Source organism: Arthrobacter sp. 9V (assembly GCF_902506065.1).
In the GTDB taxonomy this organism is placed as follows: Bacteria; Actinomycetota; Actinomycetes; order Actinomycetales; family Micrococcaceae; genus Arthrobacter.
Map to the genome: position 1 here is coordinate 383,903 of NZ_LR732912.1, position 25,536 is coordinate 409,438.

Genomic DNA, 25,536 nt, shown 5'->3' on the forward strand with positions numbered 1-25,536 from the left:
GCGTTAGCGGCCGTAAACGTTCTGATACCGGTGGTACAGGGACTCAATTTTGCTTGGGTCAATTGGCCGCGGTTCGCCGAGCTGGCGGGAGATGTGGACTGTCCTTGCCACTTCCTCACACATCACGGCCGCTTTGACTGCGCTGCGGGCGTCCTTGCCGATGGTGAAGGGGCCGTGGTTCTGCATGAGTACCGCCGGCGAGTTGGAGTTCTTGAGGGTCTCCACGATGCCCTGGCCGATGGAGTCGTCGCCGATCAGGGCGAACGGTCCCACGGGAATCGATCCGCCGAATTCATCGCCCATCATGGTCAGGACGCAGGGGATTTCTTCTCCACGGGCAGCCCAGGCCGTTGCGTACGTTGAATGAGTGTGGACCACACCGCCTACCTCTGGCATATGCCGGTAGACGTATGCGTGCGCTGCCGTATCAGAGGAGGGCGAGAGGTCCGGGTTGCCCCAGTCCACGGTGCCGGCGCTGCCCGTGTTCATTCCCCGCACAGGTGTGCCATAAAGATCGGTGACCACCATGAGCTCGGGGGTGAGGTCATCATAGGAAACCCCCGACGGCTTGATCACCATGAGATCGTGCCCGGGGATGCGGCCCGAGACGTTGCCGGCGGTCCACACCACCAGTTCGTAGCGGGTCAGTTCGGCGTGAAGATCGCAGACTTCCCGGCGGACCTTCGCGATGGATTCCAAGAGCGCGCTCATGCTGAGGCTCCTTCCAGGACGGTGGCCCCGTTTGCTGATCCTTGCTGTCCTGAGCCTTGAATCGCGGCGCGTTGGATGGCCTTAAGGCGGTGCATGACATTGTTGGTTCCGCGTCCGAAGTAGTCGTGCAGTGCCTTGTATTCCTGGAAGAGGACCTCGTAGGCGGCCACGTTTTCCGGGATGGGAGTGTAGACGGCGCCGGGAGCAGCGGCCATGGAGGCGGCGGCTTCACGGATGTCCTTGTATTTACCTGCAGCAACAGCGGCGTGGATGGCAGAGCCCAACGCAGGACCCTGTTCGGATCCGATGGTGGAGAGCTGCAGTCCGGTGATGTCGGCGTAGACCTGCATCAGGAACTTGTTCTTCAGAAGCCCGCCCGCCACAATGAATTCCTTAACGGGAACACCGGAATCGCGGAATGCATCCACAATGGTGCGGGTTCCGAATGCCGTGGCTTCCAGCAGTGCCCGGTAAGTGTCCTCGGGCTTGGTGGCCAACGTTTGGCCCACCACCACGCCTGAAAGTTCGTGGTCAACCAGCACTGAGCGGTTGCCTGAGTGCCAGTCCAAAGCGATCAGCCCGTGCTCGCCGATGGCCTGTTTCTCTGCGAGCTCGGTGAGGTACTCGTGGATACCTAGGCCTTTGTCTTTGGCAGCCTGGTGGTACTCCGGAGGGACCCCGTTCTTGGTGAACCAACCGAAGATGTCGCCTACCCCGGACTGCCCGGCTTCGTAACCCCACAGCCCGTCAACAATGCCGCCGTCCACTACTCCGCACATGCCGGGGACTTCCCGGAGGACGTCGCCGTTCATGACGTGGCAGGTGGAGGTGCCCATGATGGCTACGAGCTGCCCGGGTTCAACAGCGTTCGCGGCCGGTGCGCTGACGTGGGCATCAACATTGCCTACCGCCACAGCGATTCCTGCCGGAAGCCCGGTCCACGCGGCGGCTTCCTCAGTGAGGTAACCGGCGGCGTCGCCCAAACGGCCGATGGTGTGTTCCAGTTTTTCGGACACGAAGCCCTTGAACTCCGGGTTGAGCGCTGCCAGGAAGTCCTCCGTGGGGTACTTTCCGTCCTGGTAGATGCCTTTGTATCCGGCGGTGCAGGCGTTGCGGACATAGCTGCCGCAGAGCTGCCAAACAATCCAGTCGGCGGCCTCAACCCAGTGATCCATGGCGCCATAAACTTCCGGATCCTCTTCAAGGAGCTGCAATCCCTTGGCAAACTCCCACTCGGAGGAGATCAGGCCGCCGTAGCGGGGAAGCCAGGACTCGCCGCGTTCTTCGGCCAGCTTGTTGATGCGGTCGGCCTGCGGCTGCGCAGCGTGGTGACGCCAGAGTTTCACGAAAGCGTGCGGCCGGTCGGCGAAGCGCTCCAGTTCGTTCAGCGGCGTGCCGTCGGCCGTCGTCGGAACCATGGTGCAAGCGGTGAAGTCAGTGGCAATGCCCACCACATGCTCCGGGTTGATGCCGGCGTCAGCGACGGCGGCCGGTACGGCATTGCGAAGGACGTCGCGGTAGTCGTTGGGCACCTGGAGAGCCCAGTCAGCGGGGAGCCGCTTTCCGCTGCCCGGCAGCTTTTCCGTCACGACGGCGTGCGGGTATTCGAACACGCCGCTGCCAAGTTCGGCGCCGTCCGATACGCGTACGACGACGGCGCGTCCGGACAATGTGCCGTAGTCCACGCCAATGACGAACTGTTGGTCGAGCGGGAGGTTTTCAGAAGTATTCATGGGGTCTCCATCCGGCTGGCCAAGGCCTCATTGCCGGGGGTCGGGGTGGAAAACTGAAGAAGGTCTGATGCAATTGTTAGCGCTCACAACTTTGATGTCAAGAGCAGGACGCCTGGAACGGGCTTCTTACGACGGGGTCAGCCGCTGCCGCACCCAAGTAGCTCGCAATAGATGCCGTTTTGAGCACTCATAACGGCACGTGCTGCTACTCAGTTGGGGGCGGGAGCCGTGGTGGAGCGAACAACCAGCCGCGGCGCTACCGTGGCAGGCGTGCCGGTTGAGCCGCTCTCCAGCCGATCCAACAGCAAGCCGATGCAGCGCCGGCCGAGCTCCTCGAAGTCCTGTGCCACTGTGGTGAGCGGCGGTATGAAATAGGCCGATTCCGGTTGGTCGTCGAAGCCCACCACGCTGATGTCCTCCGGCACTTGGACGCCTAGCTCATTGAACGCCCGGAGGACCCCAAGAGCCATCTGGTCATTTGCTACGAAAAGAGCTGTCACGGACCGATCGGCCGCGATTTTCAAGCCTTCGCGGTACCCGCATTCGGCACTCCAGTCGCCCTCAATGAGAATGGCAGGCTCAATTCCGGCCTCGCTCAACGCGTCATGCCACCCTTCGATGCGCGCAGCGGTGTCAATCCAGTCGGCGGGCCCGGACAGGTGCCCGATCCGCTGGTGCCCTAGTTTCAAAAGATGCTCGACGGCGAGCCGCGCACCTTGCCGCTGGTCAACGGTGGCACCCGTGAGGTGTTCATCACCGGTGGATCCAACAGCAACCAAGGGCACTTGAGCGGTGATGTCTTTGAGGACCTCAAAAGTCCCCGGGTGCGGCACGGTCACTACGATCCCGTCGACGCCTTGGTCCATGAAGTGCGCCATGGCGTCCTTGATGGTCTCCGGGGTTACTTCCCGCAGCCCGGCAACGCTCACGAAGTAGCCGGCTTCCCGTGCCGCCTGTTGGACCCCGAGCAGCGTGTGGGACGGCCCGTACTGTGCCATTTCGCTGCCGAGCACCCCGATGGTCTGCGAACGCCGTGTGACCAGGCTTCGGGCGGCGGTGTTCCGACGGTACCCCAGTTCAGTGATGGCTTGTTCCACGCGCTCGCGGGTCTTTGAGCTCACGTTGGGGTGGTTGTTCAGCACCCGGGATACGGTCTGGTGGGAGACACCTGCCACGCGGGCAACGTCCTCCATGACGGGAGGCCGGGTGGATGCGGATTGTTCAGTGCTCACTCTGTCACGATAGAGCACCGGCTAAGTTGATCAGCCCTTGGCCGCCTTGGCGGCGTAATGGCGGTACCTCGTAAGAAACTCCGGAGCCCCGGCCTTATGTGGGTGCTGTACATCGATTCCTTCAAGGGGCCATGACGGCAGTTTTCCTGTGAGAACGCCTGCCGCTTGACGGGCTGCCCCGTCCGCCACGTACTCTCCGGGTTTGGGGACGAAAACCTGTACGCCAAAGGTTGCGGCCGCGATCTGCTGAACCGCGGGTGATTGCGCACCGCCGCCCACCAGTATGATGCGCTGGGCGGAGACGCCTTGTGCTTGTAATGCGGCCAGCCCGTCCGCCAAGGAACACAGCACGCCCTCTATGGCCGCCCGTGCCATGTTGGCAGGTGTGTAATTGGAAACCGTGATGCCGTGGAGCGAACCGGTGGCATCGGGCAGGTTAGGGGTTCGTTCGCCCTCGAAGTACGGGATAAGGGTCAGCCCTTCAGCGCCCTCCGGAGCAGCCAGGGCCAGGTCTCCGAGTTCCGTGAGGGTCACGCCCAACAGTGCAGCTGTGGCGTCGAAGATTCGCGTCGCATTCAGTGTGCAGGCCAACGGCAGGTAGTTGCCCGTAGCGTCCGCGAAGCCAGCCACGAGCCCGCTTGCATCCAGCGCCGGAACATCTGAAACCGCGAAGACCGTCCCGGATGTTCCGATTGATATGACGACGTCCCCTACTGCAGCATTCACGCCAAGCCCCGCTGCAGCGTTGTCTCCCGCGCCTGGACCGATGAGTGCCCCGCCGGGCGTTTTGCCGGCAGTTTCCAAGGGCCCGACGACGGCCGGCAGCACGGGGACGTGGCCAAGGGTGTCTTTGAGGACCTCCGGCAGGTACTCGCCACTGGAGGCCGAGAAGTAGCCCGTGCCGGAAGCGTCCGAGCGGTCCGTGCGGAGGAGCTCCAGGGAGGCCAACCCACTTCCGGGGCCGTGGCCAGCCAGGCGCCAGGACAGCCAATCGTGGGGTAGGCACACAGCTGCGGTCCGTTGGGCGTTCGCGGGTTCGTTCCGCGCTAGCCACCGGAGTTTGCTGGCGGTCAATGATGCTACGGGCACTGTTCCGGTGGTCGATGCCCAGTAGGAGGCTCCGGCGGTGGCATCGCCATTGCCGGCTTCGAGGATGAGATCCTCTGCGTCTTGGGCGGAGCGCGTGTCGTTCCACAACAGGGCAGGTCGAACAACCTCTCCCGATTCGTCAAGGCACACCATGCCGTGCTGCTGGCCCCCGACGGATACGGCATGCACGTCTTCCAAACCGCCTGCTTCTGTGATCGCTTCCTGCAGGGCCGACCACCAGTGCTCGGGGTGGACTTCCGTGCCTTCAGGGTGGGATGCCCGGCCCTGACGCACCAAGGCGCCTGTGACTGAATCCCGGATGACCACTTTGCAGGACTGGGTGGAGCTGTCGATCCCGGCTACGAGAGGCATGTGTTTGTTCCTTAAGGGAACCGCCGCCGGGCTGGCAAGGAAGCTGAAATCCTTGCGCCCGGCGGCGGTATTGCGGTGGGTGGGGTGACCTAGCGGGCGCCGAGCAGGTGCTCGATGGCCAGCTGGTTGAGGCGGACGAAGGCAAACGAGCGCTCGGCGGCCTGATCGGCGTCGAACGTGTCGAAGGCGGTGGCATCAGCCAGCAGGTCCGCAGTGGTCTCTCCGGCGTTCAGCGTTGACTCACCCAGTTCGAACACGCCTGAGGTAGCGAGTGCTTCCTGGACATCCGGGTCTGCGCGGAAAGCAAGGGCGCGTTCCTTCAGCAGGAGGTACATGGACATGTTGGACTTGGCTGATTCCCACACGCCGTCGTAACCATCTGTGCGGGACGGCTTGTAGTCGAAGTGGCGCGGGCCGTCGTACGTGGGGCCGCCGTTGGGGAAGCCGTTCTCCAGCAGGTCCACCGTGAAGAAGGCGCTGGTGAGGTCTCCGTGGCCGAAAACGAGGTCTTGGTCGTACTTGATGCCGCGTTGGCCGTTGAGGTCGATGTGGAAGAGCTTGCCGGCCCACAAGGCCTGGGCGATGCCGTGCGTGAAGTTCAGCCCGGCCATCTGCTCGTGGCCTGTTTCCGGGTTCAGGCCCACAATGTCACCGTGTTCGAGCTGGGCGATGAACGCCAGGCCATGGCCCACTGTGGGCAGGAAGATGTCGCCGCGGGGTTCGTTCGGCTTGGGCTCCAGAGCAATACGGAGACCGTAGCCCTTTTCCTTGATATACCCGGCTGCGGTGTCCACGCCTTCCTTCATGCGGTCCAGCGCTGCTGAGAGGTCCTTGGAGCCGTCGTATTCGCTGCCTTCACGGCCGCCCCACATCACGAAGGTCTCGGCGCCCAGTTCGGCAGCGAGATCGATGTTCCGGAGGATCTTGCTCAAGGCAAAGCGGCGGATGGAGCGGTCGTTCGAGGTGAACCCGCCATCCTTGAAGACGGGGTGGCTGAAGAGGTTGGTGGTGACCATGGGCGTCTTCAGGCCAGTCTCGGCGAGGGCTGTCTTGAAGTTCTTCAGGATGAGGTCACGCTCGGAGGCGGTGGCATCGAAAGGAATGAGGTCATTGTCATGGAACGTGATGCCGTATGCGCCAAGTTCGCTGAGCTTGTGAACTGCTTCTACAGGGTCCAACGCCGGGCGCGTTGCCACGCCGAAGGGATCGGCGCCGGTCCAGCCGACAGTCCAGAGGCCAAAGGTGAAGCGGTCCTGCGGGGTGGGCTGCGGGGTCATTTTTGCTCCTTTGCAAAGCACTGGGGGAAGAACTTGATGAAGTGCCTTCCAATTAGTTTTCAATCTGAACTATATGGGGGATGATGGATCATGGTCAATGGAAGCCGGAAAAATTTTTCGAATCTGCAGGGAGGTCCCACGCCAGTGAATGAGCAAGCCGCGCCCGGGCGCGTAGGGGACGTCCGCCGTCGAAATCTTTCTCTGGTGATGGACTCCATTGCCCGGACCGGTGATGCCAAGCCAAGCCGGGCTCAACTGGCCGCGGGAACCGGCCTGACCAAGGCCGCAGTTTCCAGCTTGGTTGCCGATCTTGTGGAGTCCGGGTTGGTCTCCGAAGTCGGGCTTTACCGCGACGGTGAGCGGGGGCGCCCGGGGCAGGGCTTGGAGCTCAGCTCGCGTCGCGGCGTGGTGGGCATGGAGATCAACGTGGACTACCTGGCCGTTGGTCTCGTGGATCTGGGTGGAAACCTGCGCTTCCACGCCTCAGTGGAATCCCGGAACCGGGGACTGGAGCCTGACAAGGTCATGGAACGCCTGGGCGGACTGGCTGCCGAGGCCATCGCCGCAGCGAACGCAGCGGACATCTCGATCCTGGGTGGTGGATTGGCTGTGCCGGGGCTCGTTGATGAGCAGCGCAACCTTGTCCTGTCCGCCCCTAACCTTCACTGGGAACACAAGAAACTCAATCCGGGCTCGCTCCTGGAGGGCGCGCCGCTTGGTGTCAGGTTGTCCAACGAGGCCAATAGTGCCGCACTCGGAGAGCTTTGGTATGGCAAGGGGCAACCGGACTTCCTCTATGTCTCGGGAGAAGTGGGCGTGGGCGGCGGCGTCATTATTGGCTCCGAGCTTTACACCGGACCGGGCGGTTCGGCGGGCGAACTCGGCCACATTGTTGTCCACCCCGACGGTCCCGCTTGTTCCTGCGGTGGCGCGGGGTGCTTGGAAACATTCGCGGGCCAGGAAGCCATTTTCGAGGCGGCGGGCATCCCCGAAGGCTCGCTGGGCGTGCGCACGGAACTGCTGCTGGCGGCCTTGGTTGACCAGGAGCCACGGGCCACTCAGGCCGTTCACGACGCCGGGAGGTACTTGGGGGTTGCCCTCGCCTCTTCTGCCCGGCTGATGGACATTGAAGCTGTGGTTCTTGGCGGGCATTTTGCCGTTCTGGGGGAATGGCTCCGGCCTGCCCTTCTGGGTAGCTTGGAGCGCCATGCCCCGGGTCTGTTGGATCCAGGAAATCTGACCGTTTCCACCCTGGAGCACTCCGGTACGCTCCTCGGTGCTGCGGGACAGGTGATCCGGTCCGTGATTGAGTCGCCGTTCGAGTTCCTGCTGGCCGGGAAACTGGCCTGAGCGGGGAGTCTGGGTCCGCGATAGCCTTGCAGGATTGTCGATGATTAATTGGCGTGGGTTCTTCCGAAATAATCATCAGCATGCTTACTATTGATGGGTCAGTTGTTCGCGCAAACTACCCCAACGGACGAGTGCCCCATGACTACACAAGACTCAGCCCACACCAGCACGGCCAAGGCGCAGACCGCTCCTTCCGCGGAAGACCCACGCAAGCCGGACAGCCCGAACGATCTCGTCAAGCCGACGTGGATGTACATTGCCAAGCGGACTTTACGGGAGTTCACCAAGGATCAGTGCCCGGACGCCGCGGCCGGTCTTACCTATTACGGTGTCCTCGCCCTCTTCCCTGCACTCCTGGCGTTGGTCTCCCTGTTGGGAATTTTCGGGGACGCGGGGAAAACCACGTCCGCACTGCTGGAAATCGTCCAGCAGTTCGCGCCGGGTCCAGGGGTTGACACCCTGCGGCAGCCCATCCAGGACCTGACGCAGTCCAATGCGGCCGGCTTCGCGTTGTTCTTCGGTATTGTGGTGGCGCTGTGGTCAGCCTCGGGCTATGTCGCCGCATTCAGCCGGGCCATGAACCGGGTCTACGAAGTAGATGAAGGGCGCGGGTTCATCAAGCTGCGCGGCACCATGCTCGCCGTGACGGTGGTCGCCGTCGTGGGTGCAGCGCTCGCAGCAGCCATGCTGGTGCTAAGCGGCCCTGTGGCAGAAGCCATTGGTGGGGCCATCGGTTTGTCGGAAACGTTCCTGACAGTCTGGAATATCGCCAAATGGCCGGTCCTGATCATCATCGTCGTGGTCATCATCGCCGTGCTTTACTACTTCACCCCCAACGTCAAGCAGCCTAAGTTCCGTTGGATGAGCATGGGCTCCCTGATCGCCTTGGTGATTTTTGCCCTGGCGTCGCTGGGCTTTGGCTTCTACGTGGCAAACTTCAGCAACTACAACAAGACCTATGGCGCACTGGCCGGCGTGATCATCATGTTGCTGTGGCTCTGGATCCTGAACATGTCCCTGCTGTTTGGTGCCGAGTTCGACGCCGAGATGGAGCGCGGCCGCCAACTTCAAGGCGGTATTGAAGCTGAAAAGAGCATTCAGCTTCCGCCGCGCGATACCAAGAAGAGCGACAAGATGCAGGAAAAGGAAGATCAAGTCATCAAGGATGGCGAAGAAATCCGCGAAAATCACGGTGACAAAGCCAAGCAAACAGATGACGGGGATCGACGCCGTGGACGCTGAGAGGCAACACAAGAAGCTCAAAGCCATCAAGGGCGGCGACAACGTCCGGATCGGCGGCGAGACCTTCCAGGTCAGCTCCGTTGAACCCCAGGAAGGCTCGAGGAACATCAGGCTTGAACTGAAAGGGCACGACGGCGGATCGGTCACCTTTATCGGCTTGCCGAAAGCCAAGGTGCAACTCGCCGCTCGAGCGTCATAAGCCTGCGCCGAAAGCTGACCTGATTCGAAGCTTCCCGTCCGGCCACGGCTGGCCGCCTACTGGAGTGAGGCGCTGGGTGGCCCGCCGCTGTACTCGGGAAGCTTTGGCGATGAGACTTCCGTGGTGAAGATGCACAGCGGCAACGGCCCCCATGAAGAGATGAACCTCCGGGCTATCGGCTGCTTTGATCAGGCGCTGACGGACGTTGGCGTGGTGGATGACCCCCTCCGCAAAGTCCTGCACGATTACTTCGCGTGGACTACCACCAACACCATGGCGCGCTACGAACATTCGGCGGATGACGTACCTGCCGGGCTCGGCCTTACCATGTGGTCTTGGGACGGGCGCGTGGTGGGCTGAGGCTCAGGCTTTTGCGGGGAAGCCCTCATCGGCGTCATCCCACCAGCCTTCCCAAGCGCTGGAAGTCAGTCGCACGCTAACGGCGGGGGAGTGCTCTGCACTGGATTCGCCCGACGGTCCGCTGTGGCTGCCGCTGGCATCGAGAAAGAAGCTGAGGGTCTTCAAGAGCATCATGATGGTGTCCTTTCAGTGGTTTCGTGGACGTCTTTGTCCAGGTAAAACCAGCGTAAGTGGGCATTGTTTCCTCCCGTCGACGCAATGTTTCAGCTGTGTACCTTTTATCTCACCTGATCCTTCCGCGACTCACAGCAGACACACAAAGGGGCACAAAAAGCGGGCCCCTGCCGTGACCATGGCAGGAACCCGCTGGTTTTTGGAGCGATCCTCCCGCGGAGCTTAGGGCATCCGCGGGAGGATCACGTTGTTACGCAAACGGGAGGACGAGCTCCGCGTAGCGCTGCTTCATGGTTTCCAGGACGGTGTCGCCATCGGCGTCCCAGATTTCCTGATTAAAGATTTCAACCTCTATGTCGCCCGTATATCCGGCGTCCCTGACCCAGGTGCCGATGGTGGCGAAGTCAATGACGCCGTCGCCCATCATGCCGCGGGACAGCAATGCATCAGCCGCGATGGGCAGGTTGAAATCGCACACCTGGTAGGAGGCAAGGCGGTTTTCGCGGCCGGCACGTTCGATTTGCGCCTTCAGTTCCGGATCCCACCAGACGTGGAAAGTGTCGACGGCGACGCCAACAGCCTTTGCGTCGTACGGCGCGGCGAGGTCCAGTGCCTGGCCAAGGGTGGAGATGAGTGCGCGGTCAGCGGCGTACATGGGGTGCAGGGGTTCCAGCACCAGCCGGATGCCATTCTCCGAAGCGAACGGGACCAGCTCTTCCAAGCGATCGGCCACGCGTTGGCGTGCAGCCACCACGTCCTTCTCGCCCGGAGCGAGCCCGCCAACCACCAGGAACAGCTCCTGGGTGTCCAGCGCTACTGCTTCACGGACGGCCTCGAAATTGTCGGCCAGCGCTGCGGCCTGTCCCTCGGGATCCGCCGCCGTGAGGAAGCCGCCACGGCAGAGCGAAGAAACCCGGAGGCCTGCGTCCTTGATGAGCTTGGCGGCCTTGTCCAGCCCTGCTTCCGCAACGCGGTCACGCCACGGTCCGATCGCCGGGATACCGGCGCGCGCGCAACCATCAACGGCTTCGGCGAGCGTCCACTTTTTGGTGGTGGCGCTGTTCAGGGAGAGTCGCGCGAAGTCGCTCATGCGCCCACCCCGTTGATCCGGAGGAAGTCGGACATCCGGAAGGCTGCCAGCGACGGATCCTTCAGCAGACCGGCCTGGTCTGCCAGTTCGAAGGTCTTGGCCAGATGGAGGACTGAACGGCCCGAGTGCAGGCCGCCCACCATCTGGAAGCCGGGCTGCTTGCCGTTGAGCCAGGACATGAAGGCGATGCCGGTCTTGTAGTAGAACGTGGGTGCGCTGAAGATGTGCTTTCCGAGCTCACGGGTGGAGTCCAGGATGGCACGCCCTTCCGCACCCTGACCGGCGTCGTACTTCTGCAACGCAACCGAAGCGGCCGGATAGATGGCAGCGAAGATGCCCAGCAGGGCGTCCGAGTGGTGGGTTTCGTCGCCGTCGATCAATTCCGGATAGTTGAAGTCGTCGCCGGTGTAGAGGCGGACGTCTTTCGGGAGCTCGGCGCGCAGGGCGACCTCGTGCGAGGCGTCCAACAGCGAAACTTTCACGCCGTCAACCTTGTCCGAGTGCTCACGGATCAGGCTGAGGAACGTCTCTGTGGCCACGGAAACGTCGTCGGAGCCCCAGTATCCTGCCAGTGCGGGGTCGAACATGGTGCCGAGCCAGTGCAGGATGACGGGTTGGTCCACTTCCTGGAGCAGCGTCGAGTAAACGTGCAGGTAGTCGTCGGCACCGTTGGCAACCTTGGCCAGGGCGCGGGATGCCATGAGGATGACTTTGGGGCCAGCCTCACTGACGACGGCGATCTGCTCACGGTACGCGTCGATGACGGCCTGGATGCCGGCCGCACCCTCAGGGAGGGTGGCGATGTCCAGCTGGTCGGTGCCAGCGCCGCAGGAAACGAGGTCCCGGACGGACTTGCCGGCGATGGCGGCGTTGCCCGCTGTCACAACAGAAGCGGCCTCGGCGCCGGTGCGCTTGATGAGCTGCTGGGTCGCGGCCCAGTCCAAGCCCATGCCGCGCTGGGCGGTGTCCATGGCGTCAGCAACGCCGAGCCCGTAGGACCACAGTTCGTGCCGGTAAGCCAAGGTGGCGTCCCAGTCGAGTTGCGCCGGGGCGCCGGGGGTGTTGTCTGCAGCCACCTCGGGGATGACGTGCGCAGCGGCGTAGGCGCGGCGGGCCGTCAACGGAGCGGTCGGCTTGGCCCACGAGGTGGCCGCCTGGAGGCGGTACTCGCGCGTGCCGCCGTCGTCGGTGGGAAGTATCAGTGACGTCATTAGAGGGTGATCTCCGGGATGTCGATGGTGCGGCGTTCAGCCGAGGACTGCAGGCCGAGCTCGGCCAACTGCACGCCGCGGGCTGCGGAGAGCAGGCCGAAGCGGTGCTCGCGGCCGGCGACGACGTCGCGAAGGAACTCTTCCCACTGCAGCTTGAAGCCGTTGTCCAACTCGGCGTTGGCGGGAACTTCCTGCCACTGGCTGCGGAAGGATTCGGTAACGGGCAGGTCCGGGTTCCACACAGGCTTGGGGGTGTGGGCGCGCTGCTGCGCAACGCACTTGTTCAAACCGGCGACGGCGGAACCGTGCGTGCCGTCGATCTGGAACTCAACCAGTTCGTCGCGGTAAACGCGGACGGCCCAGGAGGAGTTGATCTGGCCGATGACGTCGTCGCCGCCCGGGGTTTCAAGTTCGAAAATGCCATAGGAAGCGTCGTCCGCTGTGGCCTTGTACTCCTTGCCGGCCTCGTCCCAACGTGCGGGGATGTGCGTGGCGGTCTTGGCGTTGACGCTCTTGACCTTGCCGATGATGCCTTCAAGGACGTAGTTCCAGTGGCAGAACATGTCCGTGGTCATTCCGCCGCCGTCTTCCTTGCGGTAGTTCCAGGACGGCCGCTGGGCAGCTTGGACGTCGCCTTCGAAGACCCAGTAGCCGAACTCGCCACGGATGGAGAGGATGCGGCCGAAGAAGCCTTCGTCCACCAGGCGGCGGAGCTTGACCAGGCCGGGGAGGTACAGCTTGTCATGCACAACGCCTGCGGTGACGCCGGCTTCCTTGCCGATCTGTGCCAGCTCGATTGCTTCTTCGAGGGTCTCGGCCGTGGGCTTCTCGGTGAAGATGTGCTTGCCGGCGCGCATTGCCTTCTTCAGGGTGGCGGCGCGGAGGCTGGTCATGGAGGCATCGAAGATGATGTCCACGGTGGGATCGGCGATCACGGCGTCCAGGTCCGTGGTCCATTCGGAAACCTTGTGGAGCTCGGCCAGTTCGCGGATCTTCGCTTCGTTGCGGCCAACGAGGATGGGCTCAACCTGAACCTTGGTGCCGTCTTCAAGGGTGAAGCCTCCGGCGTCGCGAATGGGCAGGATGGACCGCAGCAAGTGCTGGCGGTAGCCCATGCGGCCGGTGATGCCGTTCATGGCGATGCGGATCGTCTTTGTTTCGTAGCCCATGTTTTCTCCAGTGCCTTGGGTGCCGGTCGCTCTGCGGATGCCGGTGCTTGCTGATTCGTGTGGGAAAGCGCATTCCCGCTGACATCGATCATGCACTATGACTTACTGCATTGGCAAGCGCTTTCCTGAAGTTTGGAATAGACTGCCATAATTTCCTTAGCGCCAGTCCCGACGCTTGCAGAAAAGGAGGGCCCCGTGGCCGCCAGCACACTGAGTGAAGTTGCCCGTTTGGCCGGGGTTTCCCTGGCCACGGCATCCCGGGTCCTCAACGGCTCGTCCCGTAAACCGGCCGAGGACATCGCAGAACGCGTCCGCGAGGCAGCCGACAAGCTCGGATACGTCCCCAACGCACAGGCGCAGGCCCTGGCGAAATCGAGCTCCGGATTGATCGGCCTGGTTGTTCACGACATTGCCGATCCCTACTTCTCCGCCATAGCCCGCGGAGTCCAGGAAGCAGCCCGCCAGCAAAACCGCATGGTGCTGCTGGCCAGCACCTCCGGCGCCCCGCACGACGAAAAAGAAGCTGTTGCCGCGTTCGCCGCCCGGCGCGCCGACTCCATCGTGATCGCCGGCTCCCGCTCCGTCCGCGCGGAGGACAAGCAAGGCAACATCGAACTCGCCGCAGAATTGGACCGTTACTGCCGTAACGGCGGGCACGTGGGAGTGGTAGGCCATCCTGTTGTTGGCGCGTCCACCGCTGAGGGGTACCACGTAGTGAAAGTCCCCAATGAGGAACTCGCTGCCGGCCTCGCCGCCGAACTAGCCGCTACCCACGCCGGTGAATTTCTGATTGTTGCCGGACCCGAAGGGCTCTACACCTCGGACGACCGGATCCGCGGCTTCCAGCAAGGACTCGCTGGCGCCGGTAAGCCCGCCGCTGAGATCATCCGCACCGGCTTCAACCGCGCCGGAGGTTACGAGGCCGGGCTGGCGCTCGCCGGGCGAATCAAAGAATCCAAGGAGCGGCTCTGCATTTTCGCCGTGAACGACGTCATGGCCATTGGTGTTACCGCCGCGCTCCGACCCGAAGGCGTGTGGATTCCCCGGGACGCCACCATCGCCGGTTTCGACGATATTGAGACCCTCCGCGACTTCCGGCCCGCCCTATCCACGGTGCGTTTGCCTCTCGAGGACATCGGTCGTCTCGCTGCCGGGGACCCTGACACCCCTCCTGTCAGCGGTACAGTCAAACTCCGTCGGAGCACTGAAACCCCGGTGGAATCGCAGGTATGACCGCCACGGGGACTGACGCGCGGGTTGAGGCGCACGCGCCCGCGGAGGTTGAGGCGCAGGCGCCCCGCGCGCTCAAGTTGATTCCCGCCGTCGGGCCTTCCGATGTGCCGGCGCCGGCCGTTCTGGTTCTTCCCGGCGGAGGCTACGCCAAAACGGCCGATCACGAAGCTGAACCTGTAGCGGAGTGGCTCGCTTCGCTGGGAATCCACGCGTTTCTGCTGCGCTACCGCGTCGCCCCGGACCGGCACCCGGCCCCGTTGCGGGATGCAAAGCAGGCCATGCTGTGGATCCGGAGTGGAAGTCATGGGCTAAAGGTTGATCCCTCGCGCGTGGGCGTCCTCGGGTTTTCGGCTGGCGGGCACCTTGCCGCCACTTTGTCGGTGCAGGTTTCCACCGGTGACCCTGACCTGGATGTATCCGGTGCCGTGCCGGACCTCAGCATCCTCTGCTATCCGGTCATTTCCTTTGTGGATTCGGTGCACCAAGGGTCAGTGGACAATCTGGCCGGTGCGGGAGCAGGGCCGGAAATCCTGCGGCAGCTCTCAACGGAACTGCACGTCACGGCTGCCACGCCCCCGGCGTTCCTCTGGCATACGGCTGACGACCAGTCAGTCCCTGTGAGCCACAGCCTCGCGTATGCAGGCGCCTTGAGCCGGGCCGGTGTTCCGGTGGAGCTTCATGTTTTCCCGAGCGGTATTCACGGGATTGGCTTGGCTCTGGGAACGCCTGGCGCCGAGCAATGGACTGCGCTCTGTGCCGCGTGGCTTCGCCGGATGGGCTGGGCTAAGTAGCGGGGTGGGGCACTCGCTGAACAGAGCTAGTCCTCGCCCAAAGTGATGGTGTGCAGGAATGCGACGTCGTTGAGCACATTGTCCGGAAGGTCATCCTCGACGAATTCCAGCATCATGTCCATGTCCTTGCCGTTGCCGCGCAGAACATCCGTGACGGTCTGCCACAGTTGCTTTCGGTTTCGCAGCGGGAAGCGCTCGGCCTCCGGCCCCCACGAGAAACAATGCACGCCCACTACATGCGGCAGGACTTGGTGGAGGGACTCCAGCGCCTGCTGGTCTGAAAGTCCGACGGCGGGCTGCCAGTAGGTGCCCACGTTGGCGTGGTTGACCCGGTTCAGGAGGTCGAGGGTGGTTGTGGGGGAGTCGGTGAGAGTGTTCCCGTGATATTCGAAAGCAATGGCCACGCCGCGTTCGGCCGCCAGGTCTGCAATGCGCCGGGTATCTTTGACCACCGCGTCCCAGTGCTCCTGGCTCGCACCGGCCGAGCCCAGTTCTCCGGCCCACACGCGGATCCTCGGTGCACCAAGCTGCGTGGCAAGGTCCAGCACCCGCCCGAAGTCCCCGAATTCGCCGCATCGGTAGTAGGAGCCGAGCGATAGGACGCGGAGCCCGGCTGCTTTGCTTGCGTTCCGGGCGTGAGCGGCTGAGTCGACGTCGCTCACGTGAACATCAGTACCCCACTCGATGCCGGCCAAGCCAGCACTCGAGGAGATGCGGACCACCTCGTCAATCCCTTTGGAGCGAAGAGTGACGGAACAAATGCCCGGCGTGAGGTCAGCCAGCGTGGTGAGGTCGATCATCTTCACAGGATACCGGGAATGCGCTTACCCGGTAAGGGCGTGTCGCCTGTTGAACACACCCGCGCGCCCTTTCCGCGTTAGCAGCGCACCCTTTCCCGCCACCAGTGCACCCGTTCCCGCCGTGCGCACCAGAGGTTACGGGTGCAAATGGCGGAAAGGGGTGCGGCAGGCCGCCGGAACCACTGTCAGGTGTTGGGGTGGCCAGGGGTGGTGCGTGGTCAGCATCAGCAGGGCACCCTTTCCCGCCGTGCGCACCCCTTGCGCGTCCACAGCGCACCCTTTCGCGCTGTGCGCGCCAGAGGTTACGGATGCATATGGCGGAAACGGGTGCGGCAGGCCGCCGGAACCACTGCCACGTGTTGGGGTTCCCAGGGGTGGTGCGTGGTCAGCATCAGCAGCGCACTCCTTCCCGCTGTGCGCACCCCTTACGCACCAGTAGCGCACCCTTTCGCGCCGTGCGCACCAGAGGTTACGGGTGCATATGGCGGAAACGAGTGCGGCAGGCCGCCGGAACCACGTCAGCGATGACCCCGGCCGGGCCCGTGCAGAGGCTACAGGTCTATCCAGTACCGACGGATTGGCTCGGTAACGCCCAAGTCGGCAACAAAGCTCTCGGGAGGGCGCACGCTCTCGAGGATGCCGCCGCACGATTCGATGGTGCGGGCGGATGCCACGTTGGACTGCTTGCAGGTGACCAGCACGCGTTCCATACCCAGCTCACGCGCTTCTTCCAGAGCCCCCTTCAGCGCAAATTTGGCGAGGCCATGGCCCCTTGCGCTTGGCCGTATGCCGTAGCCAATGTGTCCGCCCACCTCGGTCAGGTATTCGTTCATCAAGGAGTGCCGCAGGCTGACGGCGCCCAAATACGCGTTGTCCCGAACCACCCAGATGGTGCTCTGGTTGGCCAAACCTTCAGGAGGTTGAAAGTCGTCCTTGGCCATCTGGTGCAGGACGTTAACCCATTGGGCGAAGTGGCTGGCGTCGCGGAGGTCCAGATCGTATCTCGCAGCCACAAAAGCCGCAGCGCCGTCTTGGTCCAAGGTCCCCCATTCGTCGTAACTTTCCAGCCACGAGGCGTGGAAGCTTGCAGATGGTGGCGTGAGTTTGGCGTCAATCATTGGGCGAGCGTACTACGGCTAGTTCGATTTGCTCAGAGTCCGGCCCATGATGGCCTGGGTGAGGGCATCGATCACCTCAGCGTTGGCCAGTGGGTTGCGGATCAGCGTGAAGTCCACGTCACCCACGGGCGGCAGACCGAACCTCTGCGTGATGACTTTCAGGTCCTCGGGCACCAAGGACGCCGGCATCACGGCAACTCCAATGCCGGCGCGCACAGCGGCGAGGACCCCGCTGATCTGCTTGGTGCTGCACGTGATCCGCCAGGTACGGCCCTCGGCTTCCAAGGCATCGATGGCCAGTTTCCGGCTCAGGCTGGGGGCCGGGTAGGCGATGAGCGGTACCGGGGCTCCAGGTTCAAGCACTGTCTGCTCCACGCCCACCCATGCAAAGTTGTCGTGACGCACCACAGTGCCCTCCTTGGCCCCGGCCACCCATTTGACGAACACCAGATCCAGTTGGCCGGCGTTGAGTCGCTTGTAGAGCTGGTCGCTTTGGCTCACGGTGAGTTCGAGGTTGATTTGCGGGTACAACTGCCGGAACTCGCGAAGGATGCGGGGCAGACCTGTGATGGCGAGGTCGTCGGCGGTCCCGAATCGGAGGCGCCCGCGCATGGCCGAACCGGAAAAGTAGCGCGCAGCGGAGTCGTGGGCGGCAAGGATGTTGCGGGCAAATCCGGCCATGGCGTCGCCGTTGTCGGTGAGCCGGACTTCGCGCGTATCGCGGGCCACCAGCACCCTTTTGGCGGAGGCCTCAAGTTTGCGGACATGCTGGCTGACTGTGGGCTGCGCTAGTCCAAGACGCTCTGCAGCCTTGGTGAAACTGAGTGTTTCTGCGACGGCCAAAAAGGATCGGAGCTGGACAGGTTCGAACACGGAACTCCTAAAGCGCAGGTCAGCGGCGGGCCGGAGTACTACGCCGATGGGAAGGAGTCATTGCGTTCCGCAATGCTAGTTATAGGCGTAATACGCTTCCATAATTGCTGCTGGCAACCCTAGCGTTAAACGCATCCCACCGAAACTCCATCCGAGGACTACTTTTGGCACCCCCACCGCCTTCAGCGGCAAATGTCAGCCAGCCCGTCATCGATTCCCTCTCCGCACCTCAGCCCGCGGACACCGTCACCCAGCCACTCGCCGTCGTGAGTGAAAAGCTGCCCTGGCGGCATACCTTCATCTCCCTGAAGGTCCCCAACTTCAGGATCTTCGCGATGGGCCACTTCATCGCCGTGATCGCCATCTGGATGCAGCGCATCGCCCAGGATTGGATGGTGCTCCAGCTTTCCGGTTCCGTCACCGCCGTCGGAATTACGGTGGCGCTGCAGTTCATGCCTTCACTTTTCCTTGGCCCGTGGGGTGGCATGATTGCCGACCGCTTTGCCAAGCGAAAGATCCTCATCATCTGCCAGTCTGCGGCCGCGGTACTCGCAGCCCTGCTCGCGGTGCTCTCCCTCAGTGGTCGCGTCGAGGTTTGGCACGTCTACGTGATCGCGCTGGTCTTGGGCTTTGTGACGGTTCTTGACCAACCCGCCCGGCAAGTGTTCGTCAACGAACTCGTCGGCCCTAAATACCTGCGCAACGCCATCAGCGTGAACTCCACAACGTTCCAGCTCGGCGGACTGATCGGCCCCGCCCTTGCCGGTGTGCTGCTCACTGCAGTGGGCGCCGGTTGGGCTTTCGCCGCGAACGCGGTGGCATGTTGCTCCACAGTGGCCATGCTGCTGATCCTCCGCAAGGACCAACTGCACCTCAGCCAGCCGACTCCCCGCAAGAAAGGGATGCTGCGCGAAGGTCTGAACTACGCATTGAGCAAGCCCACCATCTATTGGCCGTGGCTGATGGCCGGCTTCGTGGCAGTTTTCGCCATGAGCCTGCCAGTGCTGTTGGCCGCGTTCGCGGACCACGTTTACGACGCCGGTGCCGGAGGCTACGGCCTGGTGAACGCGATGGTCGCGCTCGGTGCACTGACGGGCGCGGTGGCGTCCACCCGCCGTCGCCAGCTGCGGTTGCGTTCGGTGGTGACGTCCGCCGGGTTGTACGGGCTGATGCTCTGCGTGTCCTCGCTGATGCCGTCCATGGTGTGGTTCAGCGTCACCATGGTCCTGGCCGGGTTCTGGTGCCTCATGTTCCTCACAGCGGCCAACCAGATGGTGCAGACCAGCTCCAACATGAGCATCCGCGGACGCGTCATGAGCCTGTACCTGGTGGTACTGATCGGTGGGCAGGCTATCGGCGGACCCATGATGGGCTGGCTTGCCGAACACCTCGGTCCCCATCTGGCCGTCCTGATCTCCGGTGGTGTGCCGGCACTCGCGGCGGTGACAGTCGCCGTCGTACTGGCCCGGAAGTCATCGCTGCACATCAAGGTGGACCTGCGGGACCGGCGTCGGGTGCTGCGCATTGTTCAGGAGCCCCAGGCAGTTTAAACAGATGAAGCGCCCCCGGGAGCCGGGGGCGCTTCACTTTGTGGGGCTACTTTGCCTGAAGCTGGGCCACAGGCAGGTGAGGATATTCCGCTGAGCGTCCTTGGAATTCCAGGACGTCCGGATTGCGGATCACGCCGTCGCGGATTTCGATGGCGCGGGAGATGGTGTCATTGGCGTCCCACGCGTCCGGTCCCGCCACCACGGTGTCCAGGAACGGAAGCAAAGCCTCGCTGATTTCCCAGCTGGCCGAATTCCACAAGTAGGACGGACTGTGGTCCACTGCGTAGTAGTTGACGTGCCCACCCACACGGAACATGGGCTCGTCAAACGTGGTGGTCCGCGCCCAGTCGAAGCCCATGCCTTCGTCGCAGGACACGTCCACAATCAGGCTGTCCGGCTGGAATTCGGTCAAGTCCTCGGTGCGCAGGTAAGTCAGCGGGGCATTGGGGTCCTGCAGGGTGCAGTTGACCACGATGTCCGCGGCTGCCAGGAACGGGGCTAGGGGTTTGCGGCCCTTGTCCGTGATGACTTCGCTGAGGAACGGCGCCTTGTTGTCATGGTCGAACTGCACGATCCGCACTGAATGGATCGGAGACCCGACGGCGGCGACGCCCCGGTTGGTGAGGACCTGGACGTCGTGGATGCCATGGGCGTTAAGCGCCGTAACAGCACCGCGGGCGGTGGCACCAAAGCCAATGACGACGGCGCTGAGCCGGCGGCCGTAATCGCCGGTGGAACCCGTGAGCGCCAAGGCGTGGAGCACGGAGCAGTACCCGGCGAGCTCGTTGTTTTTGTGGAAGACGTGAAGGCCGAACCCGCCGTCGCCCGCCCAGTGATTCATGGCCTCGAAGGCGATGAGCGTGAGCTTCTTGTCAATGGCCAGCTGTGTGATGGCCCGGTCCTGCACACAGTGCGGCCAGCCCCACAACGTTTGACCGTCACGGAGTTCAGCCAGGTCCTGTGCCTGCGGCTTCGGAAGGAGGATGACGTCGCTGTTGGCAATCAACTCCTGGCGCGTTCCGAGCCCGCCCACCAACGATTCGAGTTTGCTGTCCGGGACGCCGAAACGCTCACCGTAGCCGTGCTCAAAGCGAAGCTGCCGGCGAACTTCAGGCGCGATGCGTTCCAAATGCTGCGGGTGGATCGGCAGCCTGCGCTCATTGGGCTTCAGCGAGGAAGCGAGGACGCCAACGCTCAGCTGGCCGGTTGGTGCGGTCACTTCTTGTTGCCCGTGGAGGGCTTGGCAGCTTCGGTGGCAGAAGACTCGGAAGCCCGCTTATCCGCGCGTTTTTCCTTGATGGATTTGCTGGATTTCTTCGATGCAGTTTGGCGCGGTGATTTGTCGCCCATGATGGCTCCCTTAGAGCGGAGCCGCGATGGCTCCTGACTTCTGACGATACACCTCCCGGGAAGGCGCTGTGGCCCGAGTCACGGGGGCAGGGCCCTTTTGTCGGCGGCGAGGCGGCATTCGGTTTCGGAAAAGAAGAAACCCCGGATCGGAGGATCCGGGGTTTTCCTGGAGCGGGCGACGGGAATCGAACCCGCGTATCGAGCTTGGGAAGCTAGCGCTCTACCATTGAGCTACGCCCGCACTGCCTGGGAAAATTCCCCCGAGCGAGTCCTAGCTTAGCGCAGTTGCAGGACTCATCATGACCGGCGCACCGCTGACAGCCGTTGACCTATTTGAACAGCTTCATGCCATTCCATCCGTTGCCCACTTGACGCTGGGCACCCCAGACGCCGGCCCCCAAGGCGTAATCGACGAGGTAGCCGTCCACGGTTTGGGCAGTGATACTACGGGTGCCCGGACCGGACAAACCGAAGCTGGGTACCAGGGCTTTCATGGTCCCCCACCCGGAACCAACAGCCACGGGCAGCCCCGAGAAGCCGCCACCGCCGTTGCCTGGATAGCTGAGCAGTTGCCCGGAGGGTGTGGTTGCAAGGATGTCGTTGGCGCCGTCGGCATTCCAATCGGCCATGGTCAGGCCCATGCCTGCCCAGCCAGTCCCAATATCCACCCGGTAGATCAATGCCCTGCCCAAGCTATTGGGGTAGTACCGCAGCCCGCCGTCCGGGAAATAGCCCACGACGCCCGGGAACCGCTCAGCCGCTGACCACTTGCCCACGGTAATGGTCATCTTGTCCCAGTCACCGGTTCCCACCACGATCTGGGTGGAGAAAGCGCCCCCGGGCCAACCCGTAAACAAGCCCAAAGTGCCGTTATCCCATTGCGCCAGAATGTCGTAGACGCCATCAGAATCCCAGTCCACTACGAAAGCCTGCTTCAAGCCCTGCCAGTTGGAGCCGATCACCGTGGGAACGCCGTAACCGCCACCACCGTGTGCGGGGTAACGGAGGAGCCGACCGGAAGAGTCGGCAGCCACCAAGTCCGCGCCGGAAGTGATGCTCGCATAAGCGCTGGGGTTGCCCGCGAAGTACTGCTCCATAGTGGGGAAGCCCCGGCGTTTCATATCTGTGGCAAGATCCACACCCACGTAACGCAGATGCCATGGCTCATAGCTGTAGCCCGTGATGTTCGTATAGCCGTTGGGGTAGCGGAGTATGAAGCCGTACTTGTGCGCGTTGGCAGCCACCCAAAGGCCGGCAGCCGTATCCCCGAAACACGTGCTCAGACCGCAGGAACCGTTGGCGTTTCCCACATCCACGGCCAATCCGGTCTGATGCTCGCTATATCCCGGGCGCGCCGAAATGAGGTCCGCTTGGGCCTGGCCGTAGATGCTGACGTAATAGGAATAAACCTGTTGCTGCTGTGCGTAGGAGCGGTAGCCGCTCACCACAGCCAGCCCGCCCGTGCCGGCATCAGCCGCACCTTGGAACAGGCCATTGAGCCATGCCGCAGCCTCTGCTCGGAGGTACTGGCCGGAGCCGCGGGCGTTGACCAGGTCGCCGGGGGCGTAGCTCACCGGGTTCAGGGGGCGGGATTTGTTGACCAGCACGGAGAGGCTCGCAGGGTCGCCCACAGGATCGACGCTCGGGAGGGGATTCGCCGCCGTGGGCACCGCGCCTCGAACGACGGCGGCCGACGCAGCCGTGCCAGGCACCGGCGCAGCCGTGGCGGGCGACCCGACCATGACGCCGCCAGCTACCGCCAAACTGAAGATTGCAGCGCAAACTGCCAGTCGTCGTCGTGCGTTCCTCATGGAACCCGAATGATTTTTGCCTCGCATAACGCCCCCCATTTGCTTGTAGTCAGCCGCAGGCACTCTACCCGGCCAGCGGCCACCTGTCAGCAGTGCCTCGAGAATCGGCAGATAACCATTCGGTCAAGGCTCGGCAGTCTTGTGTCCCGGGCGCCCCGCCGCTGACTATTCTGATGGTGTTAGCTGCAGCGTATGGGGAACCGGGCTACGAATAATCGACCGTACGCCGAAAGAGGTTCCCATGGCATTCGCAGCCAATGAAGTGGTGATCAGCCGGGACGCCATGACCGTTTACGGATTCCTCATGGACGGGATGAACAACTCCCTGTGGCGTTCGGGGGTTCGGAGTATCGCGCTTCGATCCGGTGTCCGAGGCCAAAAAGGTGCCCTCTACCAGCAGACAGTGACCGGCCCCGGCGGCCGCCCCGTCGCCGCCGATTTCAGGATCATCGAAGCCCGTCCCGGAGCCGAAGTCCGCTACGCCGTGGTGACTGGACCGGCACGGCCCACCGGCGGCTTCTACCTCAGCACCGAAGGCAACACCACACGCCTCCGGTTCGCCCTTGAGTACCATCCGAAGGGCCTGCGGAAACTCACCAACGGCTTGATTCAGAAGGCACTGGAGAGCGAAGTAGCGCAGCTGGAGCAGCTCAAGGTTGCCATCGAAGCGCACTCGGACGGGTAGTCACTGGTGTTGGCGCCCGACGCCGGTGTTGGCGCCCGACGCCGACTCCCGGGTTGCGCGCTCGGCTCCGCTTCTATTGGGCGAACTTCAGTCCGCCCCACCCGATCCCGATTGTCACCGGTGTGGTGAGCCGTCCGGTATTGAGATCCCAATACTCAACAACACCGTTGCGGTTCAGCCCCGCGACGCCTGTGGAATCGGGACCTGTCACCCCGCGCAGTGCGCGCATTCCCGTGTAGTCAGTCCACTCCGCACCCACCACCGGACGGGATTCCTGCTTTGGCGTGCCCAGCCCGCTGCCACGATACAAGCGGAGAGTACCGTTGGCCTCCGTGGTGAGAAGGTCCTGGAAACCGTCAGCGTTGTAATCCACCATGCTCAGCCTGACGGCAGGGAAACCAGTTCCGATCGCCGCTTGCGAACGGATATAGGCCAGTCCCGCGTTCTTGTACAGGTACAGGTTGCCTCCCGCGTCCATGGCCACTATTTGCGGGAGCCTGTTGTTGGCACACCAAGTGCCCACGGCAATGTTCAGCGTGCCCCAGCCCTGCCCCAGTGCAATGGGATCCTTGAATCCACCCGCTTGAAGGCCGGGGTACACCAGGAGGGCACCGTCAAGCCTTTGGGAGATCAGGTCAAAAACGCCGTCACGGTCCCAGTCCGTGACGAAGAGGTCCTTCAGCCCGGTGAACCCGACGCCGATTCTCTTGCCACCGCCATACCGCCCGCCACCCCACGAAGGGTAAGCCACCACTGAACCGTCACCGGCGATCGATACGAGGTCGGCCGCGCTGTTGATCGACGCCGCGCTCAGGTTAAGGGTGGGCGGTTGGTACTTGCTGCCTGGTTCGCAGACAGCCACAGGGTCCGTTGGGGGCGTGGGGGGTGGGACCGTACCGCCAGGGCTCGTGGTGGTCCCGGCCGGTAACGTCGTGTAGCCAAAGAAATTCACCACTCCCCAGAGCGTGTAGCGGTTGGGGGTGGTTTGCCAATTGCCGTCGGTATAGGTGATGCCGATGCCCATGACGTTGAACCGGGGATCACGCAAAAGGGCATCGTGACCCGGGGAACCCTTCCACCACTCCACCAGCTGTGCCGCATCCCGGTCCCAACGGACAGCGATGACTTCACCCGCACCGTTGTTCGGATTGAGTGCGCGTGGATCCGTCCAGAAATTCGCGCGGTGCTGAATCACCTCACGCGTCGCAATGTTGTTGGACCAGTCCTGGGCCAAGCTGGCCACTGTTGCGTGGTACTTCACCGGAGCCAGGCCAAGCGACGCGCGGTAGCTGTTGATGGCATTGAACACCGTGAGGATCGCCGCCGCGTTGCTGTCAGGGAGGAGGGCGAGGGCACCGGTCTCCGGATTAATGTCGCCGCTGGGGGTCTTTCCCGGGAAGGGCGTGGTGGGTAGCGGGGTTGTTGCCGGTTCGGATGGTGGTGCCTGGGACGGTGATGGCTCGAACGGTGGTGGCTCGAACGGTGGTGCCGGAAGCGGCGAGGCGGTACCGGTGGGTTCCGCTGGCTCGGTGGGTGAGGCTGGCTCGGTGGGTTCGCCGGGGGAGTCCGAGGGGTTCGGCCCTGCGGCCGGGGCCGTCGGCGGGGCTTGAGTGGGGACGGTGCCAACGGTTCCTTGTGGAGTCGGCTCCGTTGCAGGTGGTCCAGTGACGCCAGGGTCCGAGGGGTTGTCAGGGCCCCAGGAAGGCCCGATGCTGGGCAATGGTGGCGGGGTTTCGAAGACCGGATCCACGGCAACAGGTCCGCTGTTTGTATCCGTTCCCGGGGTGGTGCCTGTAGTCGGCTCTGAAGATCCGGAATCGGGGGTGGGCGCCGTGGTTGGCTGGGATGGGTTGCCGGCTGCGGGGAGCTGGGCGGAAGGTGCGGAGTCCGCCGTCGTGGTTTCCTTTGGTGCCGTCAGTCCTGATGGGACAACGGCCGAAGGGGTGGTGATGGGGCCGGGATTGGTCTGCGTTGAGGGGAGAATTTGGCTTGAAGCTGCCACCCCCAGAGCCAGCGTGCAGGCCAGCACAATAGCGGCAGGCGCAGCCAGTTTTCTCACAAATTACCCCGCGAATGCTCGTTGCCCCCAAGTACGGGCGCGGTTCTACATGTCCGG

The 25,536-nt window shown here is 63.2% G+C and carries 24 protein-coding genes and 1 tRNA gene; 8 read left to right on the top strand and 17 right to left on the bottom strand.

The genetic code is table 11. From position 1 onward, the window contains the following. Positions 1-3: 3 nt before the first annotated feature. From BACI9J_RS01825 to xylA, 5 genes are all read right to left on the bottom strand, one after another. Complete coding sequence (locus BACI9J_RS01825) at positions 4-711, bottom strand: L-ribulose-5-phosphate 4-epimerase (RefSeq protein ID WP_159732856.1); 708 nt, start codon at positions 709-711, stop codon at positions 4-6. Beyond that, positions 708-2,444 carry a ribulokinase gene (gene araB, locus BACI9J_RS01830; protein ID WP_159732858.1) on the bottom strand — a complete coding sequence of 579 codons (1,737 nt, stop codon included), beginning with the start codon at positions 2,442-2,444 and terminating at the stop codon, positions 708-710. Before araB ends, BACI9J_RS01825 begins: the two co-directional genes overlap by 4 nt. A 209-nt stretch (positions 2,445-2,653) precedes the next feature. Further along, positions 2,654-3,637 (bottom strand): LacI family DNA-binding transcriptional regulator, encoded by a 984-nt coding sequence (locus tag BACI9J_RS01835; RefSeq protein WP_159736314.1) that lies wholly within the window; start codon positions 3,635-3,637, stop codon positions 2,654-2,656. A 69-nt stretch (positions 3,638-3,706) separates the two neighbouring features. After that, complete coding sequence (gene xylB, locus BACI9J_RS01840; RefSeq protein WP_159732860.1) at positions 3,707-5,137, bottom strand: xylulokinase; 1,431 nt, start codon at positions 5,135-5,137, stop codon at positions 3,707-3,709. Between the two features lie 89 nt (positions 5,138-5,226). Beyond that, positions 5,227-6,414, bottom strand: coding sequence for a xylose isomerase (xylA, locus tag BACI9J_RS01845; protein ID WP_159732862.1), 1,188 nt, complete (start codon positions 6,412-6,414; stop codon positions 5,227-5,229). A 144-nt stretch (positions 6,415-6,558) separates the two neighbouring features. Between xylA and BACI9J_RS01850 the strand changes: the two genes are divergently transcribed. The 4 genes from BACI9J_RS01850 to BACI9J_RS01865 all read left to right on the top strand — a co-directional run bounded on the left by BACI9J_RS01850 (position 6,559) and on the right by BACI9J_RS01865 (position 9,565). Then, positions 6,559-7,764 (top strand): ROK family transcriptional regulator, encoded by a 1,206-nt coding sequence (locus BACI9J_RS01850; RefSeq protein ID WP_201296479.1) that lies wholly within the window; start codon positions 6,559-6,561, stop codon positions 7,762-7,764. Between the two features lie 138 nt (positions 7,765-7,902). After that, the gene (locus BACI9J_RS01855; RefSeq protein ID WP_159732864.1) at positions 7,903-9,006 is read left to right on the top strand and encodes a YihY/virulence factor BrkB family protein; all 1,104 of its coding nucleotides are present in this window, start codon (positions 7,903-7,905) and stop codon (positions 9,004-9,006) included. Beyond that, positions 8,978-9,205, top strand: a complete 228-nt coding sequence (locus tag BACI9J_RS01860; RefSeq protein WP_159732866.1) for a hypothetical protein — start codon at positions 8,978-8,980, stop codon at positions 9,203-9,205. The genes BACI9J_RS01855 and BACI9J_RS01860 overlap by 29 nt, the downstream gene beginning before the upstream one ends. A 123-nt stretch (positions 9,206-9,328) precedes the next feature. Next, entirely contained in the window at positions 9,329-9,565 is a 237-nt protein-coding gene (locus BACI9J_RS01865) for a hypothetical protein (RefSeq protein WP_201296480.1), read from the top strand. 3 nt (positions 9,566-9,568) lie between these two features. Here BACI9J_RS01865 and BACI9J_RS01870 read toward each other — a convergent pair whose 3' ends face one another. From BACI9J_RS01870 to BACI9J_RS01885, 4 genes are all read right to left on the bottom strand, one after another. Continuing rightward, entirely contained in the window at positions 9,569-9,739 is a 171-nt protein-coding gene (locus BACI9J_RS01870; RefSeq protein ID WP_201296481.1) for a hypothetical protein, read from the bottom strand. A gap of 250 nt (positions 9,740-9,989) precedes the next feature. Next, complete coding sequence (locus BACI9J_RS01875; protein ID WP_159732868.1) at positions 9,990-10,829, bottom strand: sugar phosphate isomerase/epimerase family protein; 840 nt, start codon at positions 10,827-10,829, stop codon at positions 9,990-9,992. Next, positions 10,826-12,040, bottom strand: a complete 1,215-nt coding sequence (locus BACI9J_RS01880; RefSeq protein ID WP_159732870.1) for a dihydrodipicolinate synthase family protein — start codon at positions 12,038-12,040, stop codon at positions 10,826-10,828. The genes BACI9J_RS01875 and BACI9J_RS01880 overlap by 4 nt, the downstream gene beginning before the upstream one ends. Continuing rightward, positions 12,040-13,209, bottom strand: a complete 1,170-nt coding sequence (locus BACI9J_RS01885) for a Gfo/Idh/MocA family protein (protein ID WP_026543316.1) — start codon at positions 13,207-13,209, stop codon at positions 12,040-12,042. Before BACI9J_RS01885 ends, BACI9J_RS01880 begins: the two co-directional genes overlap by 1 nt. 195 nt (positions 13,210-13,404) lie before the next feature. Here BACI9J_RS01885 and BACI9J_RS01890 point away from each other — a divergent pair, with 195 nt between their 5' ends. After that, the gene (locus BACI9J_RS01890; RefSeq protein ID WP_159732872.1) at positions 13,405-14,442 is read left to right on the top strand and encodes a LacI family DNA-binding transcriptional regulator; all 1,038 of its coding nucleotides are present in this window, start codon (positions 13,405-13,407) and stop codon (positions 14,440-14,442) included. After that, a complete protein-coding gene (locus BACI9J_RS01895; protein ID WP_159732874.1) occupies positions 14,439-15,233 on the top strand; it encodes an alpha/beta hydrolase in 795 nt (264 codons plus the stop codon). Before BACI9J_RS01890 ends, BACI9J_RS01895 begins: the two co-directional genes overlap by 4 nt. Positions 15,234-15,259: 26 nt before the next feature. Here the strand turns inward: BACI9J_RS01895 and BACI9J_RS01900 are convergent, their stop codons facing one another. The 3 genes from BACI9J_RS01900 to BACI9J_RS01910 form a co-directional block, all read right to left on the bottom strand. Next, on the bottom strand, positions 15,260-16,033 hold the full coding sequence (locus tag BACI9J_RS01900; RefSeq protein ID WP_159732876.1) for a sugar phosphate isomerase/epimerase family protein: 774 nt from the start codon (positions 16,031-16,033) through the stop codon (positions 15,260-15,262). Positions 16,034-16,584: 551 nt separating this feature from the next. Continuing rightward, positions 16,585-17,151, bottom strand: a complete 567-nt coding sequence (locus BACI9J_RS01905) for a GNAT family N-acetyltransferase (protein ID WP_159732878.1) — start codon at positions 17,149-17,151, stop codon at positions 16,585-16,587. An 18-nt stretch (positions 17,152-17,169) separates the two neighbouring features. Then, the gene (locus BACI9J_RS01910; protein ID WP_159732880.1) at positions 17,170-18,024 is read right to left on the bottom strand and encodes a LysR substrate-binding domain-containing protein; all 855 of its coding nucleotides are present in this window, start codon (positions 18,022-18,024) and stop codon (positions 17,170-17,172) included. A 164-nt stretch (positions 18,025-18,188) separates the two neighbouring features. On the opposite strand from BACI9J_RS01910, the gene BACI9J_RS01915 reads away from it, so the two are divergent. After that, complete coding sequence (locus BACI9J_RS01915; RefSeq protein ID WP_159732882.1) at positions 18,189-19,574, top strand: MFS transporter; 1,386 nt, start codon at positions 18,189-18,191, stop codon at positions 19,572-19,574. 46 nt (positions 19,575-19,620) lie between these two features. On the opposite strand, the gene BACI9J_RS01920 is transcribed toward BACI9J_RS01915, so the two are convergent. The 4 genes from BACI9J_RS01920 to BACI9J_RS01930 all read right to left on the bottom strand — a co-directional run bounded on the left by BACI9J_RS01920 (position 19,621) and on the right by BACI9J_RS01930 (position 22,735). Beyond that, on the bottom strand, positions 19,621-20,793 hold the full coding sequence (locus tag BACI9J_RS01920; protein ID WP_159732884.1) for a N(5)-(carboxyethyl)ornithine synthase: 1,173 nt from the start codon (positions 20,791-20,793) through the stop codon (positions 19,621-19,623). Further along, positions 20,790-20,924 carry a hypothetical protein gene (locus BACI9J_RS24595; protein ID WP_011776304.1) on the bottom strand — a complete coding sequence of 45 codons (135 nt, stop codon included), beginning with the start codon at positions 20,922-20,924 and terminating at the stop codon, positions 20,790-20,792. Before BACI9J_RS24595 ends, BACI9J_RS01920 begins: the two co-directional genes overlap by 4 nt. 167 nt (positions 20,925-21,091) lie before the next feature. Beyond that, a tRNA-Gly gene (locus BACI9J_RS01925) sits at positions 21,092-21,165 on the bottom strand. Positions 21,166-21,253: 88 nt separating this feature from the next. Beyond that, positions 21,254-22,735 (bottom strand): M15 family metallopeptidase, encoded by a 1,482-nt coding sequence (locus BACI9J_RS01930; RefSeq protein WP_236558303.1) that lies wholly within the window; start codon positions 22,733-22,735, stop codon positions 21,254-21,256. 241 nt (positions 22,736-22,976) lie between these two features. On the opposite strand from BACI9J_RS01930, the gene BACI9J_RS01935 reads away from it, so the two are divergent. After that, the gene (locus BACI9J_RS01935; protein WP_159732888.1) at positions 22,977-23,420 is read left to right on the top strand and encodes a hypothetical protein; all 444 of its coding nucleotides are present in this window, start codon (positions 22,977-22,979) and stop codon (positions 23,418-23,420) included. Between the two features lie 73 nt (positions 23,421-23,493). Here BACI9J_RS01935 and BACI9J_RS24230 read toward each other — a convergent pair whose 3' ends face one another. Then, entirely contained in the window at positions 23,494-25,479 is a 1,986-nt protein-coding gene (locus BACI9J_RS24230; protein ID WP_236558304.1) for a CAP domain-containing protein, read from the bottom strand. Positions 25,480-25,536 lie beyond the last annotated feature (57 nt).

What these genes read in the sequence shown, in the direction of transcription:
- BACI9J_RS01860 (WP_159732866.1), top strand. Translation starts at nt 8,978, where the DNA reads ATGACGGGGATCGACGCCGTGGACGCTGAGAGGCAACACAAGAAGCTC.
- BACI9J_RS01870 (WP_201296481.1), bottom strand. Translation starts at nt 9,739, where the DNA reads ATGATGCTCTTGAAGACCCTCAGCTTCTTTCTCGATGCCAGCGGCAGC.
- BACI9J_RS24595 (WP_011776304.1), bottom strand. Translation starts at nt 20,924, where the DNA reads ATGGGCGACAAATCACCGCGCCAAACTGCATCGAAGAAATCCAGCAAA.
- BACI9J_RS01875 (WP_159732868.1), bottom strand. Translation starts at nt 10,829, where the DNA reads ATGAGCGACTTCGCGCGACTCTCCCTGAACAGCGCCACCACCAAAAAG.
- xylB (WP_159732860.1), bottom strand. Translation starts at nt 5,137, where the DNA reads ATGCCTCTCGTAGCCGGGATCGACAGCTCCACCCAGTCCTGCAAAGTG.
- BACI9J_RS01895 (WP_159732874.1), top strand. Translation starts at nt 14,439, where the DNA reads ATGACCGCCACGGGGACTGACGCGCGGGTTGAGGCGCACGCGCCCGCG.
- BACI9J_RS01930 (WP_236558303.1), bottom strand. Translation starts at nt 22,735, where the DNA reads ATGAGGAACGCACGACGACGACTGGCAGTTTGCGCTGCAATCTTCAGT.
- BACI9J_RS01905 (WP_159732878.1), bottom strand. Translation starts at nt 17,151, where the DNA reads ATGATTGACGCCAAACTCACGCCACCATCTGCAAGCTTCCACGCCTCG.
- BACI9J_RS01885 (WP_026543316.1), bottom strand. Translation starts at nt 13,209, where the DNA reads ATGGGCTACGAAACAAAGACGATCCGCATCGCCATGAACGGCATCACC.
- xylA (WP_159732862.1), bottom strand. Translation starts at nt 6,414, where the DNA reads ATGACCCCGCAGCCCACCCCGCAGGACCGCTTCACCTTTGGCCTCTGG.
- BACI9J_RS01900 (WP_159732876.1), bottom strand. Translation starts at nt 16,033, where the DNA reads ATGATCGACCTCACCACGCTGGCTGACCTCACGCCGGGCATTTGTTCC.
- BACI9J_RS01825 (WP_159732856.1), bottom strand. Translation starts at nt 711, where the DNA reads ATGAGCGCGCTCTTGGAATCCATCGCGAAGGTCCGCCGGGAAGTCTGC.
- BACI9J_RS01880 (WP_159732870.1), bottom strand. Translation starts at nt 12,040, where the DNA reads ATGACGTCACTGATACTTCCCACCGACGACGGCGGCACGCGCGAGTAC.
- BACI9J_RS01835 (WP_159736314.1), bottom strand. Translation starts at nt 3,637, where the DNA reads ATGGAGGACGTTGCCCGCGTGGCAGGTGTCTCCCACCAGACCGTATCC.
- BACI9J_RS01855 (WP_159732864.1), top strand. Translation starts at nt 7,903, where the DNA reads ATGACTACACAAGACTCAGCCCACACCAGCACGGCCAAGGCGCAGACC.
- BACI9J_RS01935 (WP_159732888.1), top strand. Translation starts at nt 22,977, where the DNA reads ATGGCATTCGCAGCCAATGAAGTGGTGATCAGCCGGGACGCCATGACC.
- araB (WP_159732858.1), bottom strand. Translation starts at nt 2,444, where the DNA reads ATGAATACTTCTGAAAACCTCCCGCTCGACCAACAGTTCGTCATTGGC.